This window comes from uncultured Pseudomonas sp., from assembly GCF_913777995.1.
Taxonomy (GTDB): domain Bacteria; phylum Pseudomonadota; class Gammaproteobacteria; order Pseudomonadales; family Pseudomonadaceae; genus Aquipseudomonas.
This window is the reverse complement of the sequence record NZ_CAJYVE010000049.1, coordinates 1-17,083: the sequence shown is the minus strand read 5'-3', so window position 1 is coordinate 17,083 and position 17,083 is coordinate 1. Positions and strand designations below refer to the sequence as shown.

General features: G+C 64.5%; 16 protein-coding genes. 9 read left to right on the top strand and 7 right to left on the bottom strand.

Going from position 1 to position 17,083, the window contains the following annotated elements:
- Positions 1 to 114 precede the first annotated feature (114 nt).
- The gene (locus QZ497_RS19870) at positions 115 to 366 is read right to left on the bottom strand and encodes a DUF1127 domain-containing protein (protein WP_295478507.1); all 252 of its coding nucleotides are present in this window, start codon (positions 364 to 366) and stop codon (positions 115 to 117) included.
- Positions 367 to 539: 173 nt separating this feature from the next.
- Here QZ497_RS19870 and QZ497_RS19865 point away from each other — a divergent pair, with 173 nt between their 5' ends.
- On the top strand, positions 540 to 1,964 hold the full coding sequence (locus QZ497_RS19865) for a PLP-dependent aminotransferase family protein (protein WP_295478504.1): 1,425 nt from the start codon (positions 540 to 542) through the stop codon (positions 1,962 to 1,964).
- A gap of 55 nt (positions 1,965 to 2,019) precedes the next feature.
- The gene (locus tag QZ497_RS19860) at positions 2,020 to 3,600 is read left to right on the top strand and encodes a phospholipase D family protein (RefSeq protein ID WP_295478501.1); all 1,581 of its coding nucleotides are present in this window, start codon (positions 2,020 to 2,022) and stop codon (positions 3,598 to 3,600) included.
- Between the two features lie 15 nt (positions 3,601 to 3,615).
- On the opposite strand, the gene QZ497_RS19855 is transcribed toward QZ497_RS19860, so the two are convergent.
- Complete coding sequence (locus tag QZ497_RS19855) at positions 3,616 to 4,758, bottom strand: MFS transporter (protein ID WP_295478498.1); 1,143 nt, start codon at positions 4,756 to 4,758, stop codon at positions 3,616 to 3,618.
- A gap of 77 nt (positions 4,759 to 4,835) precedes the next feature.
- Positions 4,836 to 6,329, bottom strand: a complete 1,494-nt coding sequence (locus QZ497_RS19850) for an aldehyde dehydrogenase (RefSeq protein WP_295478495.1) — start codon at positions 6,327 to 6,329, stop codon at positions 4,836 to 4,838.
- Positions 6,330 to 6,515: 186 nt separating this feature from the next.
- Between QZ497_RS19850 and QZ497_RS19845 the strand changes: the two genes are divergently transcribed.
- Positions 6,516 to 6,887 carry a cupin domain-containing protein gene (locus QZ497_RS19845; protein WP_295478492.1) on the top strand — a complete coding sequence of 124 codons (372 nt, stop codon included), beginning with the start codon at positions 6,516 to 6,518 and terminating at the stop codon, positions 6,885 to 6,887.
- 81 nt (positions 6,888 to 6,968) lie between these two features.
- Entirely contained in the window at positions 6,969 to 7,172 is a 204-nt protein-coding gene (locus tag QZ497_RS19840; RefSeq protein WP_295478489.1) for a hypothetical protein, read from the top strand.
- A 136-nt stretch (positions 7,173 to 7,308) separates the two neighbouring features.
- On the opposite strand, the gene rpmG is transcribed toward QZ497_RS19840, so the two are convergent.
- Both rpmG and rpmB read right to left on the bottom strand, forming a co-directional pair.
- Positions 7,309 to 7,464, bottom strand: coding sequence for a 50S ribosomal protein L33 (gene rpmG / locus QZ497_RS19835; RefSeq protein ID WP_003177274.1), 156 nt, complete (start codon positions 7,462 to 7,464; stop codon positions 7,309 to 7,311).
- Positions 7,465 to 7,475: 11 nt separating this feature from the next.
- Positions 7,476 to 7,709 (bottom strand): 50S ribosomal protein L28, encoded by a 234-nt coding sequence (gene rpmB / locus QZ497_RS19830; RefSeq protein WP_295478466.1) that lies wholly within the window; start codon positions 7,707 to 7,709, stop codon positions 7,476 to 7,478.
- 399 nt (positions 7,710 to 8,108) lie between these two features.
- Between rpmB and QZ497_RS19825 the strand changes: the two genes are divergently transcribed.
- Positions 8,109 to 9,695, top strand: coding sequence for an ABC transporter substrate-binding protein (locus QZ497_RS19825; RefSeq protein WP_295478463.1), 1,587 nt, complete (start codon positions 8,109 to 8,111; stop codon positions 9,693 to 9,695).
- A gap of 218 nt (positions 9,696 to 9,913) precedes the next feature.
- Here QZ497_RS19825 and QZ497_RS19820 read toward each other — a convergent pair whose 3' ends face one another.
- Positions 9,914 to 12,217, bottom strand: coding sequence for a TonB-dependent siderophore receptor (locus QZ497_RS19820; RefSeq protein WP_365356673.1), 2,304 nt, complete (start codon positions 12,215 to 12,217; stop codon positions 9,914 to 9,916).
- Positions 12,218 to 12,306: 89 nt separating this feature from the next.
- Between QZ497_RS19820 and QZ497_RS19815 the strand changes: the two genes are divergently transcribed.
- Together QZ497_RS19815 and QZ497_RS19810 are read left to right on the top strand one after the other, a co-directional pair.
- The gene (locus QZ497_RS19815) at positions 12,307 to 13,056 is read left to right on the top strand and encodes a response regulator transcription factor (protein ID WP_295478460.1); all 750 of its coding nucleotides are present in this window, start codon (positions 12,307 to 12,309) and stop codon (positions 13,054 to 13,056) included.
- Complete coding sequence (locus QZ497_RS19810) at positions 13,056 to 14,456, top strand: ATP-binding protein (protein WP_295478456.1); 1,401 nt, start codon at positions 13,056 to 13,058, stop codon at positions 14,454 to 14,456. The genes QZ497_RS19815 and QZ497_RS19810 overlap by 1 nt, the downstream gene beginning before the upstream one ends.
- Here QZ497_RS19810 and radC read toward each other — a convergent pair.
- Positions 14,430 to 15,104 carry a DNA repair protein RadC gene (gene radC / locus QZ497_RS19805; RefSeq protein ID WP_295478453.1) on the bottom strand — a complete coding sequence of 225 codons (675 nt, stop codon included), beginning with the start codon at positions 15,102 to 15,104 and terminating at the stop codon, positions 14,430 to 14,432. The two genes, QZ497_RS19810 and radC, sit on opposite strands and share 27 nt — an antisense overlap.
- A gap of 182 nt (positions 15,105 to 15,286) precedes the next feature.
- Between radC and coaBC the strand changes: the two genes are divergently transcribed.
- Together coaBC and dut are read left to right on the top strand one after the other, a co-directional pair.
- Positions 15,287 to 16,498, top strand: a complete 1,212-nt coding sequence (gene coaBC, locus QZ497_RS19800) for a bifunctional phosphopantothenoylcysteine decarboxylase/phosphopantothenate--cysteine ligase CoaBC (protein ID WP_295478450.1) — start codon at positions 15,287 to 15,289, stop codon at positions 16,496 to 16,498.
- 5 nt (positions 16,499 to 16,503) lie between these two features.
- Entirely contained in the window at positions 16,504 to 16,959 is a 456-nt protein-coding gene (gene dut / locus QZ497_RS19795) for a dUTP diphosphatase (protein WP_023532829.1), read from the top strand.
- Positions 16,960 to 17,083 lie beyond the last annotated feature (124 nt).

Below are 17,083 nucleotides of genomic sequence, written 5' to 3'. Positions count from 1 at the left end.
CGGTAGGATCGGCTTCAGCCGGGAAGCGACCGCATGTTCACAACAGATGCAGTGAATTTCCTGGCGCTTTCGCGGCTAAAGCCGCTCCTACCCTGCCACGCCTGACCAGTCAGCTCATCCCCGCCAGAATGGCTTGGCAGCCTCTGCACAAGCCTGTTGCCGGTCAAGGCCGATATCGCGCAGTTCTTCGTCGGTCAGCGCCAGCAGGATGCGGCGCGACACCCAGCGATGCCGGTACAGCGCCCAACGGCCGCAGGCAGGCGATCGGGTCGTGGGCAGCACCTTCTCACCGCCCAACGCCAGTAGCTGCCCGCGCTGCGAACTGCCTTCGCGCAACAATCCCCGCACATCGTTGAACCCGTTCATAGCCGCCTGTTCTCCCGTGGTTGGCCGTGGAGAAATGATGCGGACAAACGCCCGGACAATACAGATTCAAAAAAACCTAATATTTTCCATACAGAAAGCTTGCTCAGCGCTCTGAATGCTTTATTTTGCCTTCATCTGTATTGCAACCTGCCCGCACGGCGCCGGAGTGTGTCATGACCCTGTACCTCAACCTCGCCGAACTGCTCGGCTCACGCATCGAGAGCGGCTTTTACCGTCCTGGCGACCGGCTGCCGTCGGTACGTGCGCTGAGCAACGAGCATGGGGTCAGCCTGAGTACCGTGCAGCAGGCCTACCGATTGCTGGAAGACAACGGCCTGGCCGTGCCGCGGCCCAAGTCGGGGTATTTCGTCAGTGCGCGCCACAAGGCACCAGAACTGCCCGTCGTGGGGCGCCCCGTGCAGCGGCCTGTGGATATCTCCCAGTGGGAGCAGGTGCTGGACATGATCCGCGTGACGCCGGACGCCAATTTCATCCAGCTCGGGCGTGGCATGCCCGACGTCAGCAGCCCGACCCTCAAGCCGCTGCTGCGCGCCCTGGCGCAGCTCTCTCGCCACCAGGACATGCCTGGGCTGTATTACGACAATATTCTCGGCGTGCAGGCCCTGCGCGAGCAGATTGCCCGGCTGGCTCTCGACGCGGGCTGCCAGCTGAGTGCCGCCGACCTGATCATCACCACCGGCTGCCACGAGGCGCTATCGGCCAGCATCCGCGCGCTGTGCGCCACCGGCGATATCGTCGCGGTCGACTCACCGAGCTTCTTCGGCGTCATGCAGACCCTCAAGGGCCTGGGCATCAAGGCCCTGGAAATCCCCACCGACCCGCTCACCGGCATCAATCTCGAAGCCCTGGAAATGGCCTTGGAGCAGTGGCCGATCAAAGCCATCCAACTGACCCCCAACTGCAACAACCCACTGGGCTATGTGATGCCCGAAGAGCGCAAGCGCGCCCTGCTGCGCCTGGCCCAGCGCTTCGACATCGCGATCATCGAAGACGACGTGTATGGCGACCTGGCCTACAGCTACCCGCGCCCACGCACCATCAAGTCGTTCGACGAAGACGGCCGTGTGCTGCTCTGCGGTTCGTTCTCCAAGACCCTGGCGCCGGGCCTGCGGGTCGGCTGGGTGGCGCCGGGGCGCTACCTGGAGCAGGTGCTGCACATGAAATACATCAGCACCGGCTCCACCGCGCCCCAGCCGCAACTGGCGATTGCCGAATTCCTCAAGGGCGGGCATTACGAACCGCACCTGCGGCGCGCGCGCAGCCAGTACCAGCGCAACCGCGACCAGATGATCGATTGGGTGACGCGCTATTTCCCCGAAGGCACGCGGGTCAGCCGGCCACAGGGAAGCTTCATGCTGTGGGTGGAGCTGCCCGAGCATTTCGACACCGTGCGCCTGAATCGTGCCCTCTACGAGCATAAGGTGCAGATCGCCGCCGGCAGCATCTTCTCGGCCTCCGGCAAGTACCGCAATTGCCTGCGCATGAACTACGCCAGCCGGCCCAGCGCGAAGATCGAGGCCGCCGTGCGCCGGGTGGGTGACACCATCAAGGCGCTGCTGGCACAGGACCTTGGGTAACTTTTTCGGGCATTCGGTGGTCTTATCGCCAAATCGACGGCGTGGACACGACTCCTTGAATAGAACATGGCTCCTGCCCTTCTTCCTCTGGGTGACGCTCGGCCTGGGTGGCTGTGCGCATCATCCGCAGAACGACGAGCCCAGCCAGGCACTGCCGGCCGCGCAGTCTTCGTTCGGGCGCTCGATCCAGGCGTTGGCCGAGCCGCAGGCCGGGCGCTCGGGCTTTCGCCTGCTGGCCAACAGCAGCGAGGCATTCCACGCTCGCGCCGAGCTGATCCGCATGGCGCGCACCAGCCTCGACCTGCAGTACTACATCGTCCATGACGGCCTGAGCACCCGCGCCCTGGTGGACGAACTGCTCAAGGCCGCCGACCGGGGCGTGCGCATCCGCATCCTGCTGGACGACACCACCAGCGACGGCCAGGACCAGGCCATCGCCACCCTGGCCGCGCATCCGCAGATCCAGATTCGCCTGTTCAACCCCCAGGCGCTGGGCCGCGAAACCGGCGTCACGCGCAGCTTCGGGCGGCTGATGAACCTGTCGCGCCAGCACCGGCGCATGCACAACAAGCTGTGGCTGGCCGACAACAGCGTCGGCATCGTCGGCGGCCGCAACCTGGGCGACGAATACTTCGACGCCGAGCCCAACCTGAATTTCACCGACGTCGACCTGCTGGCAGCAGGCCCGGTGGCCGAACAACTGGGGCACAGCTTCGACCAGTACTGGAACAGCACGCTGAGCAAGCCCATCGACAGCTTCATGTACTTCCTGCCCGGCCACCACGACCTGAGCAAGGCGCGCAAGCGCCTGAGCGCCTCGCTGGAACAGGCGCACCAGCAGCACAAGGCGCTCTACGAACGATTGATGGCTTACCAGACCCGGCCCCAGCTGCATGCCTGGCTGCGGCAACTGACCTGGGCCTACAACCAGGTGCTGTGGGACGCACCGACCAAGGTGCTGGCCCAGGGCGAGCCTGACCCACACCTGCTGCTGACCACCCAGCTGGCACCGGAGCTGCTCAGGGTGCATCAGGAACTGATGCTGATTTCCGCCTACTTCGTGCCGGGCCAGCAGGGCCTGGTGTACCTCACCGGGCGCGCCGATGCCGGGGTGGCGGTGAGCCTGCTGACCAACTCGCTGCAGGCCACCGACGTGCCTGCCGTGCATGGCGGCTACGCGCCCTATCGCAAGGCGCTGCTGCAGCACGGCGTGAAGCTGTTCGAGCTGCGCCGTCAGCCCGGCGACCCATCGTCCAACCATGACCGCTCGCGGCTGTTCGCCAAGCCCTCGCTGCTCACCAGCGGCTCGGACTCCAGCCTGCACAGCAAGGCGATGATCTTCGACCGCCAGAAGATCTTCGTCGGCTCGTTCAACTTCGACCCGCGCTCGGTGCTGTGGAACACCGAGATCGGCATCCTGGTGGACAGCCCGAAACTTGCCGAACAGCTGCGCGAGCTGACCCTGGAAGGCATGTCACCCGAGCGCAGCTACGAAGTACGCCTGCAGGACGGCCAGCTGGTGTGGGTGACCGAAGACAACGGCCAGATCCACACCCTGGACAAGGAACCGGGCGACTGGTGGCGACGCTTCAACGCCTGGATCAGCAAGGCCGTGGGTCTGGAAAAGATGCTCTAACCGGCCTGACCGAGGTCAAGCGGCGGCCTTGGTGCCAAACGCGCCAGGGCGCAGCAACAGCATCACCAGGCCGAACGCCCCGGCCGCCATCAGCCAGGGCACGGCATGACCGCTGAGCCACTGGCTGCCGGCCCCGGCGATCAGCGGCCCGACCAGGCAGCCAATACCCCACAGCTGCGCCACGTGAGCGTTAGCACGCACCAGCGCGTCGTCGCGAAAGCGTTCGCCGATGAGGATCAGCGACAGGGTGAACAGGCCGCCGGCGCTGGCGCCGAACAGCACCCACAATGGCCATATCAACGGGGTGTGGATGAATACCGGCACCAGCAGGCTGGACACCAGCAGCAACAGCGCACAGCCACCGAACAGCCCGCGCCGGGAAACCCGGTCGGCGAGCATGCCGATGGGCAGCTGCAGCAAGGCATCACCCACCACGACGGTGCTGACCATCATCAAGGCCACTTCCGACGAGAAGCCCTGGCGCAGGCAATAAACCGGCAGCAAGGTGAGGATCATCGCCTCGAAGGCGGCGAACAAAGACACCGCCCAGGCGATGGCCGGCAGCCCGCGGCAAAAGCCCAGCAGGTCGGCGAAGCCCACATGGCAGGCCTCGGTGCTGGGCGCGCCACCACGCCCGAGCAGCAGCAAGGGTGAGCTGACCAGCAAGGCCACGCCGATCCAGAAGCCGTAGTCGGCCTGGGTGCCGATCCAGCTCAGCAGCAGCGGGCCACTGAGCTGGCTGAGGGCGTAGGTACAGCCATACAGGGCCACCAGCCGACCGCGCAGGCGTTCGATCACCAGCTGGTTGATCCAGCTTTCCCCGAGAACGAAGACGATGGTGAGGATCATGCCGATCAGCAGGCGCAGCACCAGCCATACCGGGTAAGCCGGCAGCAGGGCCAGCAAGCCGATCGACAGCGCACCACCCCACAGGCACAGGCGCATCAGTTGCGGGGTACCCAACCGCGCCGCCAGGCGACTGGCCAGCCCGGCGCCTACCAGCACCCCCACCGCCGGCATGGCCGCCATGACGCCGATGGCGAAGCTGCCGTAGCCCCAGCTCTCCAGGCGCAGCGAAACCAGCGGCATGCTGACGCCCACCGCCAGGCCGACGCTCAGCACCGAGGCCAGCACGGCGAAATAGGTTGCCCAAGGCATGCGAAACTCCGGGTCACTGGCTGGCGCCCATGACCGCATCAAGAGGGCCGTGGGAGCGCACTCCCACGGGATGAGACTTACAGTTTGATCCAGGTGGCTTTCAGTTCGGTGTACTTGTCGAAGGCATGCAGCGACTTGTCACGGCCGTTGCCCGACTGCTTGAAACCACCAAACGGCGCGGTCATGTCGCCACCGTCGTACTGGTTGACCCACACGCTGCCGGCCCGCAAGGCCTTGGCGGTGAGGTGAGCCTTGGACAGGTCGGCGGTCCATACGGCCGCAGCCAGTCCGTACTGGGTGTCGTTGGCGATACGGATGGCCTCGTCGGCGCTGTCGAAGGTCAGCACCGAAAGCACCGGGCCGAAGATTTCTTCCTGGGCGATCTTCATGGCGTTGTTCACACCGTCGAAGATGGTCGGCTCCACGTAGGTGCCGCCGGTTTCCTCGAGGATGCGCTTGCCGCCGGTGACCAGCTTGGCACCGTCGGCGTGGCCGGCCTCGATGTAGCCCAGCACGGTGTTCATCTGCTGGGTATCGACCAGCGCGCCGATGGTGGTCGCCGGGTCCAGCGGGTTGCCTGGCTTCCAGGCCTTCAGCGCCTCGACCACCATGGGCAGGAAGCGATCCTTGATCGAGCGTTCGACCAGCAGGCGCGAGCCGGCGGTGCAGACTTCGCCCTGATTGAAGGCGATAGCGCTGGCGGCTGCCTGGGCCGCCGCCTCGAGGTCCGGGGCGTCGGCGAAGACGATGTTCGGGCTCTTGCCACCGGCTTCCAGCCAGACGCGCTTCATGTTCGACTCGCCGGCATAGACCATCAGCTGCTTGGCGATCTTCGTCGAGCCGGTGAACACCACGGTGTCGACATCCATGTGCAGCGCCAGGGCCTTGCCCACCGTGTGGCCGTAGCCCGGCAGGACGTTGAGCACGCCCGCGGGAATGCCGGCTTCCACGGCCAGTTGGGCGATACGGATGGCGGTGAGCGGCGATTTTTCCGAAGGCTTGAGCACCACCGAGTTACCGGTCGACAGCGCCGGCCCCAGCTTCCAGCAGGCCATCAGCAGCGGGAAGTTCCACGGCACGATGGCGGCGACCACGCCCACGGCCTCGCGGGTGACCAGGCCAAGCTGGTCATGCGGGGTGGCGGCCACTTCGTCGTACAGCTTGTCGATGGCCTCGCCACTCCAGCTCAGGGCCTGGGCTGCGCCGGGCACATCGATCTTCGACGAGTCGCTGATCGGCTTGCCCATGTCCAGGGTTTCCAGCAGCGCCAGCTCTTCGACGTGCTGGCGCAGCAGGCCCGCGAAGCGCAGCATGGTGGCCTTGCGTTTGGCCGGCGCCATGCGCGACCAGGTACCGGCCTCGAACACCTTGCGCGCGCTGTCCACTGCCTTTTGCGCATCGGCGCTGTCACAACTGGCAACCTTGGCCAGCAGGCGGCCATCGACCGGGCTGATACAGTCGAAGGTGGCACCGGAAGCGGCATCGGTGTACTGGCCCTGGATGAAGGCCCGGCCTTCGATCTTCAGGTCGCGGGCACGTTGCTCCCAATCGGCAAGCGTCAGGGTGGTCATACGCATGTCCTCTTAATCGTCGATGATGGTCGGCTATAGAGTAGCGATCAGCCGAAAACGCTCACCACCCTAAACCAGCCACCGGACAAAACCAATATATTTGACAGAAAGCCCCGCTCTGGCGGACATATGTTGAATTTATTGAACGAACGCCGCATTCATACTTTTCCGTCACAGGGGATTCGCATGGATATCCAGAACATCGTCGACTTCGCCGAAATCGCCACCCAGCCTCAACGCTATCGCCCGGCCCCGGAGAAAATTCTCAAGGGCGACCCGCAGCAGACCCTCTATGACCATTACCAGAGCCCCTGCCAGCAGTTCGGCGCCGGTGTCTGGGAGGGCGAACCGGGACAATGGACGGTGAACTACACCGAGCATGAGTACTGCGAAATCATCCACGGCGTGTCGGTGCTGCGCGACGAGCAGGGGCAAGGCAAGACGCTGCGCGCCGGCGACCGTTTCGTGATCCCGGCCGGTTTCAAGGGTACCTGGGAGGTGCTGGAAACATGCCGCAAGATCTACGTGATCTTTGAAAAGAACGATAGACATATGTAACGCATGGAGCCGCTGCGCCATTGAGAGCATGTGGCTGTCCGGATCGCCGGGCATCCTAATTTCTCAACATGGAAGATGAGCATGAACAACGACGAAATCATCCAGGCCCTGCAATACCTGATCGGCAGCCGCTATGTACCGGCCGCACGCGCCTACATCGGCGAACTGACCGGCCGTGACCGGGTCCACGGTCCCCGCGATATCACCACCAGGGAATACGACCTGAACCGCATCACCGTGCAGACCGATGACAAGGACGTCATCACCGGCTTCAGCTTCGGCTGACCCACCCTGACACCCACGACAAGGCCCGCGTCCTCTGGAGGCGGGCCTTGTCGTATGCGGCTTCGGAATACAACGAGCCGAAAACGAAAAAGGCCCGTATCTCGCGATACGGGCCTTTTTCTGGAAGCCGGATCAATTACTTGATCTTGCCTTCCTTGTAGATCACGTGCTTGCGCACAACAGGATCGTACTTCTTGATCTCGATCTTGTCGGGAGTAGTACGCTTGTTCTTGTCGGTAGTGTAGAAGTGACCAGTACCGGCGCTGGAAATCAAACGAATCAGTTCACGCATGATCAGTCTCCTTAGATTTTGCCGTCACGGCGCAGGTCAGCCAGAACGGCCTCGATACCGCGCTTGTCGATGATGCGCATGCCTTTGGCGGAAACGCGCAGACGGACAAAGCGCTTCTCGCTCTCAACCCAGAAGCGGTGATGCTGCAGGTTTGGCAGGAAACGACGACGGGTTTTGTTGTTTGCGTGGGAAATGTTATTCCCGGTTACCGGACCCTTACCGGTAACTTGACAGACTCTCGACATGCCTCAGCCCTCTAAAACCACATGCCCAACCCGGCATGGGTTGGCCGCTTATCTCTCAGTCATTTGGCGCCTGAGCGCCGCGTTTCTTCAAGGGTCTTACCGGCTACAGCAGGTGTGCAAGAAACCGGGCCCTAGAAAAGAGCGCTGCTTTATACCAGAAAGCCCGCAGGGCAACAACAAGCAAAGCGTTTTGCCTTGCATTTACATGGGCACCGACGCGGCCTGGCGCGGTCGATGGCACATGACCATTCGTCGCCTGCCTTTGATTGTCGTGCGGCGGTACATCGTCTAGGGTAGGTCGATGACCAGACTGCACCGGCAGATGGGGCCCGGAGCTGTCGCCGTTCGCGCATCATGCCGTAAGGCCACAGCCCTCTCTACCTGAACAGGAATTTCACCATGCGCCTTGCTGCACTCCCGCTGTTGCTCGCCCCATTGTTGTTGTCGCCACTGGCCCAGGCCGCCAGCCTGGCCGTGTGTACCGAAGCCAGCCCGGAGGGCTTCGACGTGGTGCAGTACAACTCGCTGACCACCACCAATGCTTCGGCCGACGTGCTGATGAACCGCCTGGTGGAGTTCGACGCGGGCAGCGGCAAGCTGGTGCCCAGCCTGGCGCAGAGCTGGAGCGTGTCGCCAGACGGCCTCACCTACGACTTCAAGCTGCGCCAGGGGGTGAAGTTCCACAGCACCGACTACTTCACACCCAGCCGTGAGCTGAACGCCGACGACGTGGTGTTCACCTTCACGCGCATGCTCGACCCGCAGAATCCCTGGCACAAGGTGGCGCAGAGCGGCTTCCCGCATGCGCAGTCGATGCAGCTGCCGGCGCTGATCAAGCAGGTCGAGGCGACCGACCCGCATACCGTGCGCTTTACCCTGAACCGCGCCGATGCGACCTTCCTGGCCACGCTGAGCATGGGCTTCGCGTCGATCTACTCCGCCGAATACACCGCGCAGCTGCTCAAGGCCGGGACCCCGGAGAAGCTCAACACCCAACCGATCGGCACCGGGCCGTTCGTGTTCCGCCGCTTCCAGAAGGACGCTGCGGTGCGCTACACCGCTAACCCCGACTACTTCGCCGGCAAGCCGGCCATCGACACCCTGGTCTATGCCATCACCCCGGACGCCAACGTGCGCCTGCAGAAGATTCGCCGCGACGAATGCCAGATCGCCCTGTCGCCCAAGCCCATGGACATCCAGGCGGCCAGCGAGGACAAGGACCTCAAGGTCGAGAAGACCGAAGCCTTCATGACCGCCTTCGTGGCCTTCAACAGCCAGCACCCGCCATTCGACAAGCCCGAAGTGCGCCAGGCGGTGAACCTGGCGTTCGACAAGGCCAATTACCTCAAGGCGGTGTTCGAAGGCACCGCCGAGCCTGCCAACGGCCCCTTTCCGCCCAATACCTGGAGCTACGCCAAGAACCTGCCGGGCTACAAGCACGACGTGGCCAAGGCCAAGGCGCTGATGGCCAAGGCGGGCGTCAAGGAAGGCGTGAAGACCACTATCTGGACACGACCGTCGGGCAGCCTGCTCAACCCCAACCCGGGGCTGGGCGCGCAATTGCTGCAGGCGGACCTCAAGCAGATCGGCATCGACGCCGAGATCAAGGTGATCGAGTGGGGCGAGCTGATCCGCCGCGCCAAGGCGGGCGAACATGACTTGCTGTTCATGGGCTGGGCGGGCGACAACGGCGACCCGGACAACTTCCTGACCCCGCAATTTTCCTGCGCAGCCGTGCAGTCGGGCACCAACTTCGCCCGTTACTGCGACAAGACGCTGGACAAGCTGATCAGCGACGCCAAGGCCACCAGCGACCAGGCCGCGCGCAGCAAGCTCTACCAGCAGGCCCAGGCGCAGATCCAGCAGCAGGCCCTGTGGCTGCCGCTGGCCCACCCGACCGCCGCCGTGCTGGCGCGCAAGGCAGTCAGCGGCTATCAGGTCAACCCGTTCGGGCGCCAGGACTTCGCCAAGGTGCAGGTCAAGTAGGCTCGCTGCTTCGCGGCTGAGCCGTGCCTACCGGGTGGTCCGCAACCGAGGTAAACACCGGTAGGCTTCAGCCGCGAAGCGTGCGGCGCATCCACATCAGATGCGCTGGCCTTGCCGGCCTCTTCCCGGCTGAAGCCGGTCCTACCAGGTGAATGCCGCTATTCAGAGGTACCGATAGGAACGGGTTCAGCCGCGATGCCTTTCTGCTCTGATAGGGGTCAGAAGCGGGTACGCAGGGTCAGCGACAGGTTGCGTGGGTCACCGTAGATGGCCCCGGCGTAGAAGCCGTAGCGGGTGTAGTAGTGCTTGTCGAACAGGTTGTTGGCATTGAGCGTCAGCGAGGTGTCATCGCTGATGTCATAGCGCGCCATGGCGTTCCACAGCGCATAGCCGGACCAGTTCACGTCGCTGGCACTGCGGCTCACACCGTTGCTGGGCTGCCCGGCCGGGGTGGACAGCGCGCGGATGTTGGTCTGCGCGGTCACCCCGGTACCGAGGGTCAGGCGGTCCAGCGGACCGGACAACCGGTAGGTGGTCGAAGCCTTGAACAGGTGCGAAGGGTCGCTGCGACCGTCGGCGTCGACCCGGCGGAAATGCAGGTAGGTGTAGCCGCCATAGACGTTCCAGTTCGGCGTGATCGCGCCCGCGATTTCCAGGTCGATACCGTCGGTTTCCGTACCAGAACCCGCCTTGTAGGCCTGGGCGCCGGTAGGCGTCAAGTTGGCTCCGTCGGTGACCGCCTTGTTGTCCTGCTGGGTGCGGAAGTAGGCCACCTGGGCATTGAGCCGCCCTTCGAACCACTCACCCTTCACACCGGTTTCATAGCTCTTGCCACGAATCGGCTCGATCTTGCCGCCACCGGCATTTTCCTCGCTCTGCGGGGTGAAGATGTCGGTGTAGCTGGCATACAGCGAGTAGTTGTCATTGAGGTCATACACCGCCCCCAGGTACGGCGTGACGATGCCGCTTTCGCTCTGGCTGGTGCGCGCCCCCGAGGTGGCAATGCTCACCGCGTCGTAGTTGCTGGTGCGCACCCCGGCGATGACCGACAGCGGGTCGGTGACGCTGATCCGGGTGGCCGCGTACAGGCCCTGCAGGCGCGTAGTGGTCTTGCTGTGCAGGCCGGTCTGGCTGGCATTCATGTAGTAGCTGTCGTCCACCCCGTTGCGCCAGTCGCTGATGGCGAAACCGTTGTTGCCACGGAACTGGCAGCCCAGCGCCGGCGCGCTGCTGCGCAGGCCGCTGGTCATGGTGCAGGTGTACTGCGGCGACCAGGCCACGGTGCGGCTGTCGTTGTAGCCGAACATTGCCTGGTGGGTACGGCCGAAGGCCTGGAACGGGCCGCTCAGGTCGACCTGCCCGGACTGCTGGGTGGTGTCGGTGGAGCTGTGCAGGCCGTTGAGAATGGCGCCACTGCCATCTTCGTTGAAGTAGCCCACATAATTACCGCCACCGCCCGAGTTGACCTTGGCCAGGCCGCGATGGTTGAGGGCATCGGTGGTGCTCTGCGCCAGGTGGACGTTCAGTGCCCAGTCATTGTCGAAACGATGCTCCAGCGAGCCGAACGCGGTGCGGGTGGTGTACTCGCCGAAGCTCCAGCTCGGCACCACGTTGGTGCTGCGCGGCAGGTCAGTCTTGCTGCCATTGCCGTACCAGATCGGAATGTTCGCACCCCAGCCACCGCCGACCACCTTGGAGTACTCGTACTGGAAGCCGGCGCCCAGGGTGGTGGCGTCGTCCAGGTCGAACTCGAAGTTGGCCAGCGCGGCGCGCGAACGGTCGGATTGCTGGTCGCGGAACGAGTTGGCTTCCTGCTGGGTGACCACCCAGCGCGAACGCAGACGGCCGTCTTCGGACAGCGGCAGGTTCAGGTCGGCGCCCAGGCGGGCCTTGTCCCAGCTGCCGTAGGTCATGTAGGCACTGCCGCCGAACTCGCGGGTCGGGCGCTTGCGGATCAGGTTGACGGTTGCGGAGGGGTCGCCGCTGCCACCCAGCAGGCCGTTGGCGCCACGCACCACGTCCATGCGCTCGTACATGTCCATGTTCAGCGACGAACCGGCGCCGCTGAAATCGGTGCCGCCCGGATACTGCAGGCCGTCGACCTTCCAGTTGCTGATTGCATAGCCACGGGCGCGGTATTCGGTACGCCCGCCGACCTCCATCTTGCTCATGCTGACCCCCGGCGCAGCGTCCAGGGCCTGCTCCATGTTGGTGATGGCGCGGTCCTGCATCTGTTCCTGGGTGATGGTGGTGACTGACTGCGGGGTCTGCCGTGGGGTCAGCTTCAGGCCGGTAGAGCTGGTCGTGCTCTTCACCGTGTAGCCCGCCTGCCCGGTGCTGTCTTCCGGGGTGTAGGCGCTGTCATGCACATCGATGGCATTCAGCTCCAGCGCCTCGGCAGCCAGTACGCTCTGGCCGCCAAGCAATGTGCCAAAGCCCAGGGCAAGCAACAGGGTCGAGCGTTTCAAAGGGAAGGAGTGGAAAGCGGGAGCGTGAAAACAGGTAGAACGAAAGGGTGCCATTGTAATCGCTTCGTGTTCGCAGTTGAGTTTTGATACGATTTTCATCAACCGCTTCTTCACGCTGTACTGCGCGTATGTATGAGTTTGTAATGGAATGTAATGAGCATGAGGCCACCGCCCCTGCCCCGGCGCCGCTGTATGGGGACACACTGCTGGTGGTCGACGATGATGACGAGATCCGTGAGCTGCTTTGTGACTACCTGAGCGAAGCGGGCTACCGGGTGCTGGCCGCCGCCGATGGCGAGCAGATGTGGCAACACCTGCAAAGCGAGCCAGTGAGCCTGCTGGTCCTCGACCTGATGTTGCCCGGCGACGACGGCCTGAGCCTGTGTCGCCAGTTGCAGGGCCATCGTGACCTTGCGGTGATCATGCTTTCGGCACGCGGCTCGGCGCTGGACCGGGTGATCGGCCTGGAGGTCGGTGCCGACGACTATGTCACCAAGCCCTTCGAACCCCGTGAACTGCTGGCGCGGATCAAGGCCGTGCTGCGCCGCTCGGCGCGACCGGAGGCCGAACATGAAACCGGCCTGCCACGCAGCCAGACGTTCGCCGGCCATCGCCTCGACCACGCGCGCCGCCTGCTGGTCCTGGCCGACCGACACGAGGTGGCCCTGCCACGCTCCGACTACCGCATCCTCAGCGAGCTGCTGGCGGCGCCAGAGCGCATCCTGTGCCGCGAACAGCTCACCCGCAGTGCCTTTGGCCGCGACTATCAGCCCGACGACCGCTCGGTGGACATGTGCATCAGCCGTCTGCGCCAGCACTTCAAAAGCAGCTCGGGGGTAGAGATCGTCACCCTCCGCAACGAAGGCTACCTGCTGAGCCTGGCCAACCGCTGATGCGTGCCCTGTTGCAGCGCCTGTGGCCCAGAACCCTGTTCGCCCAACTGCTGGTGATCATGGTGATTGGCGTGCTGGGCATCCAGCTGGCGTCCAGCAGCATCTGGTTCGATGTGCGCTTCGCGCAAGTGCTGGAAGCGCCGGTGCGCCTGATGGCGCGGGACACGGCAGTCATCATCGAGCAGGTCGATTGCCAGGCACCGCTGCCCTCCGGCCTGCGTACTCATTACCAAGTGCATTGCCGCACGCAGCGCCCCGAGCGCAACGCCTCGACCGAGACCGGCCGGGCCAGCCGGCGCATCGAGATGCTGCTGACCCAGGCCTTGCACTATGAAACCGGCCGTGACTATCGCATCCACCTGCTCGCCACCGGGCTGACTGACACCCAAGGCCAGCCCATCGTCTGGCACAGCCTGTTCGGCCTGCGCACCGCCCAGGCGCACCTGCACTTCGCCGTGCAACTGGCCCAGGACCGCTGGCTGGAGGTGGAAGGTGAAGAACTGCAGGGCTGGAGCGGTCAGTCGGCCTGGGTGTTGATTGCCGATTACCTGCTGCGGGTCTATGCCCTGCGTATCGTTGCCGTGCTGGTCATCTGCCTGATCGCCGTGCGCCTGTGCCTGCGCCCGCTCAAACGCCTGGCCGAGGCAGCGCGCGGCCTGGGCGACAACCTCGAACAGCCGCCATTGGCCATCGAGGGCTCCGAAGAGGTCCGCCAGGCGGCGCAGGCATTCAACAGCATGCAGCAACGCCTGAAGGCCATGCTCGATGACCAGGCCTACTTCCTCGCGGCGGTCTCCCACGATCTGCGCACGCCGCTGACACGCATGCGCCTGCTGATCGAACGCGTCGAGCAGGAGCGCCCGCGTGAGCGGCTGCGGCACAACATCAACGAGATGGAACGCATGACCGTGCAGATCCTGGACTACCTGCAAAGCGCCGAGCAGCACGCCATGCAGCCGGTCGACGTGCACGCCTTGTTGCTGCGGCTGCGCCAGGAACTGTCCACGCCTGAGGAGCCCTTGCCGGTCAGCGGCCAGGCCGCTTGGCTTCTGGCCAACGAGCTGCTGCTGCAGCGCTGCCTGCAGAACCTGTTGGGCAATGCCTTGCGCTATGCCCGGCAGGTGAGCATCGAACTGCGCACCGACACCCAGGCGCTGCACATCGATATTCTCGACCGTGGCCCCGGCATTCCCGAGCCACTGCTGCCGGGTATCTTCGAACCTTTTGTGCGCGGCGACGCTTCGCGCAATCCCAACTCCGGGGGCTACGGGCTGGGCCTGAGCATCGCCAGGCGCGTTGCCGTGCTGCATGGTGGGCGCCTGGAAATCCGCAACCGGGAAACCGGCGGGCTGGCGGCGACCCTGAGCCTGCCGTTACATCAGGCCACGCTCGACCAGTGACAGCGGATCACCGTCACCGACGATCACGTGGTCCAGCACCACCACATCGACCAGCGCCAGCGCCTGGGTGAGGCGCTTGGTCAGTTCGATGTCGGCACGGCTGGGCTCGCTGACGCCGGAAGGATGGTTGTGGCACAGGATGACGCTGGCGGCATTGTGCGCCAGGGCACGCTTCACGACCTGGCGCGGGTGCACATAGGCCGTATTGATGGAGCCCTGGAACAGGACCTCGAAGGCCAGCACGCGGTGCTTGCTGTCGAGAAACACGCAACCGAAGACTTCGTGGGGCTCGTGGCGCAGCAGCGACTTGAGGTAGTGGCGCACCTGCTGGGGGTTTTCCAGCGCCGAGTCGCGGCGCAGGGACTCGGCCAGATGCCGACGCGACATCTCCAGCACCGCCTGCAGTTGCGCGAACTTCGCCGGCCCCAGCCCCAGATGGGCGCAGAACGCGGGGAGATCGGCCTCGAGCAGTGCGCGCAGGCCACCGAACTCACTCAACAGGTACCGCGCCAGGTCTACAGCGCTGCGCCCGGACACACCGGTACGCAGGAAGATGGCCAGCAGCTCGGCGTCGGACAGTCTCGCCGCTCCCAGGCTAAGCAGACGTTCACGCGGGCGCTCCGGCGCAGGCCAGTTGCGAATACTCATGACACCTCCCTGTGCATAGGCTCATCGCTGCTCCAGTACGGACGCTGTGCTATCTTAGCCAATCTTTTTTGCGCGGCGACCTGCCGGGAAGGCTGTGGACCTATCAAGTCTTGTAGGAGACTTCGACAGCCCCTGTGCTGCAGTCGACACAGCGCCAACATTGACCAGGATAAGGCAGGCCTATGCAGCGGCTGTATCGAAAACGCATCGTTCTGGGCGTCGGCGGCGGCATCGCGGCCTACAAGAGCGCGGAGCTGGTTCGCCGGCTGCGTGACCAGGGCGCCGAGGTGCGGGTCGTGATGACCCGTGGCGGTGCGGAATTCATCACCCCTCTGACCATGCAGGCCCTGTCGGGCAACCCGGTGCACCTGGAACTGCTCGACCCGGCGGCCGAAGCGGCCATGGGGCATATCGAGCTGGCCAAGTGGGCAGACCTGATTCTCATCGCCCCAGCCACCGCCGACCTCATCGCGCGCCTCGCTCAGGGCATCGCCAACGACCTGCTGACCACCATCGTGCTGGCCACCGACGCCACCGTGGCCATTGCGCCGGCGATGAACCAGGCCATGTGGCGCGACGCCTCGGTGCAGCACAATACCCGGCAGCTCGAAGAGCGCGGCTGGCGGGTGTTCGGCCCGGCCTCGGGCAGCCAGGCCTGCGGCGACGTGGGCTACGGGCGCATGCTGGAACCCGGCGAGCTGGCGCTGTGCGCCGCCGAATGCTTCCAGCGCCTGACCCTGACCGGCAAGCACGTGCTGATCACCGCCGGCCCCACCCAGGAAAACATCGACCCGGTGCGCTACATCACCAACCACAGCTCCGGCAAGATGGGCTTCGCCCTGGCCGAGGCAGCCGTGGAAGCGGGCGCACGGGTGACGCTGATCACCGGCCCGGTAAGCCTGCCGACCCCGGACCGCGTCACACGCATCGACGTGGTCAGCGCCCGCGACATGCTCGCGGCCTGCGAGGCGGCGATTCCCTGCGATCTGTTCATCGCTTCGGCGGCCGTGGCCGACTACCGCCCCGAGGTGGTCGCCGCGCACAAGCTCAAGAAGGACCCCAGCACCGGCGATGGCCTGTTGCTGCAGATGGTCCGCAACCCGGACATCCTGGCGACCATCGCGACCCGCCCGGACCGTCCGTTCAGCGTCGGTTTCGCCGCCGAGACCGAGCACCTGCTCGACTATGCTGCACGCAAGCTCAAGGACAAGAACCTCGACCTGATCGTCGCCAATGATGTGGCCAACCCCAGCATCGGCTTCAACAGCGAAGAAAACGCCTTGACCGTGATCGACCGCCAGCAGCACCAGACCCTCTTCGCGCAGACCAGCAAGGGCAAGATCGCCCGCCAGCTGGTTGCCTTCATCGCCGAACGGCTCAACCAGGTTCAATAAGTTACATGCACGCATTACAAGCCAAGATCCTCGACCCACGCCTGGGTACCGAATTTCCGTTGCCGCAATACGCCACGCCGGGCTCTGCCGGCCTGGACCTGCGCGCCCTGCTCGCGCAAGACACGGTGCTCGAACCCGGCCAGACGGTGCTGATTCCGACAGGCCTGTCCATCCATATCAGCGACCCGGGTCTTGCCGCACTGGTGCTGCCGCGCTCGGGCCTGGGCCACAAGCATGGCATCGTGCTGGGCAACCTGGTCGGGCTGATCGATTCGGACTACCAGGGCGAACTGATGGTGTCGTGCTGGAACCGCGGCACCACCGCCTTCACCATCGCAGTCGGTGAGCGTATCGCCCAGCTGGTGCTCGTGCCCGTGGTACAGGCGCAGTTCGAGATCGTCGAATCGTTCGATCAAAGCCAGCGCGGCGCCGGTGGCTTCGGTCACTCCGGCACCCGTTGAACCGGACATGAGCAAATTCGCCATGGATGGCGAACTCCGGGCTGCAACCTTCGTCCAAGCGCTCTGCGTGCGCCTGCAACCGAGCGCTGCTGACTGATGGGGTTTTCCAGATGAACGACATGGC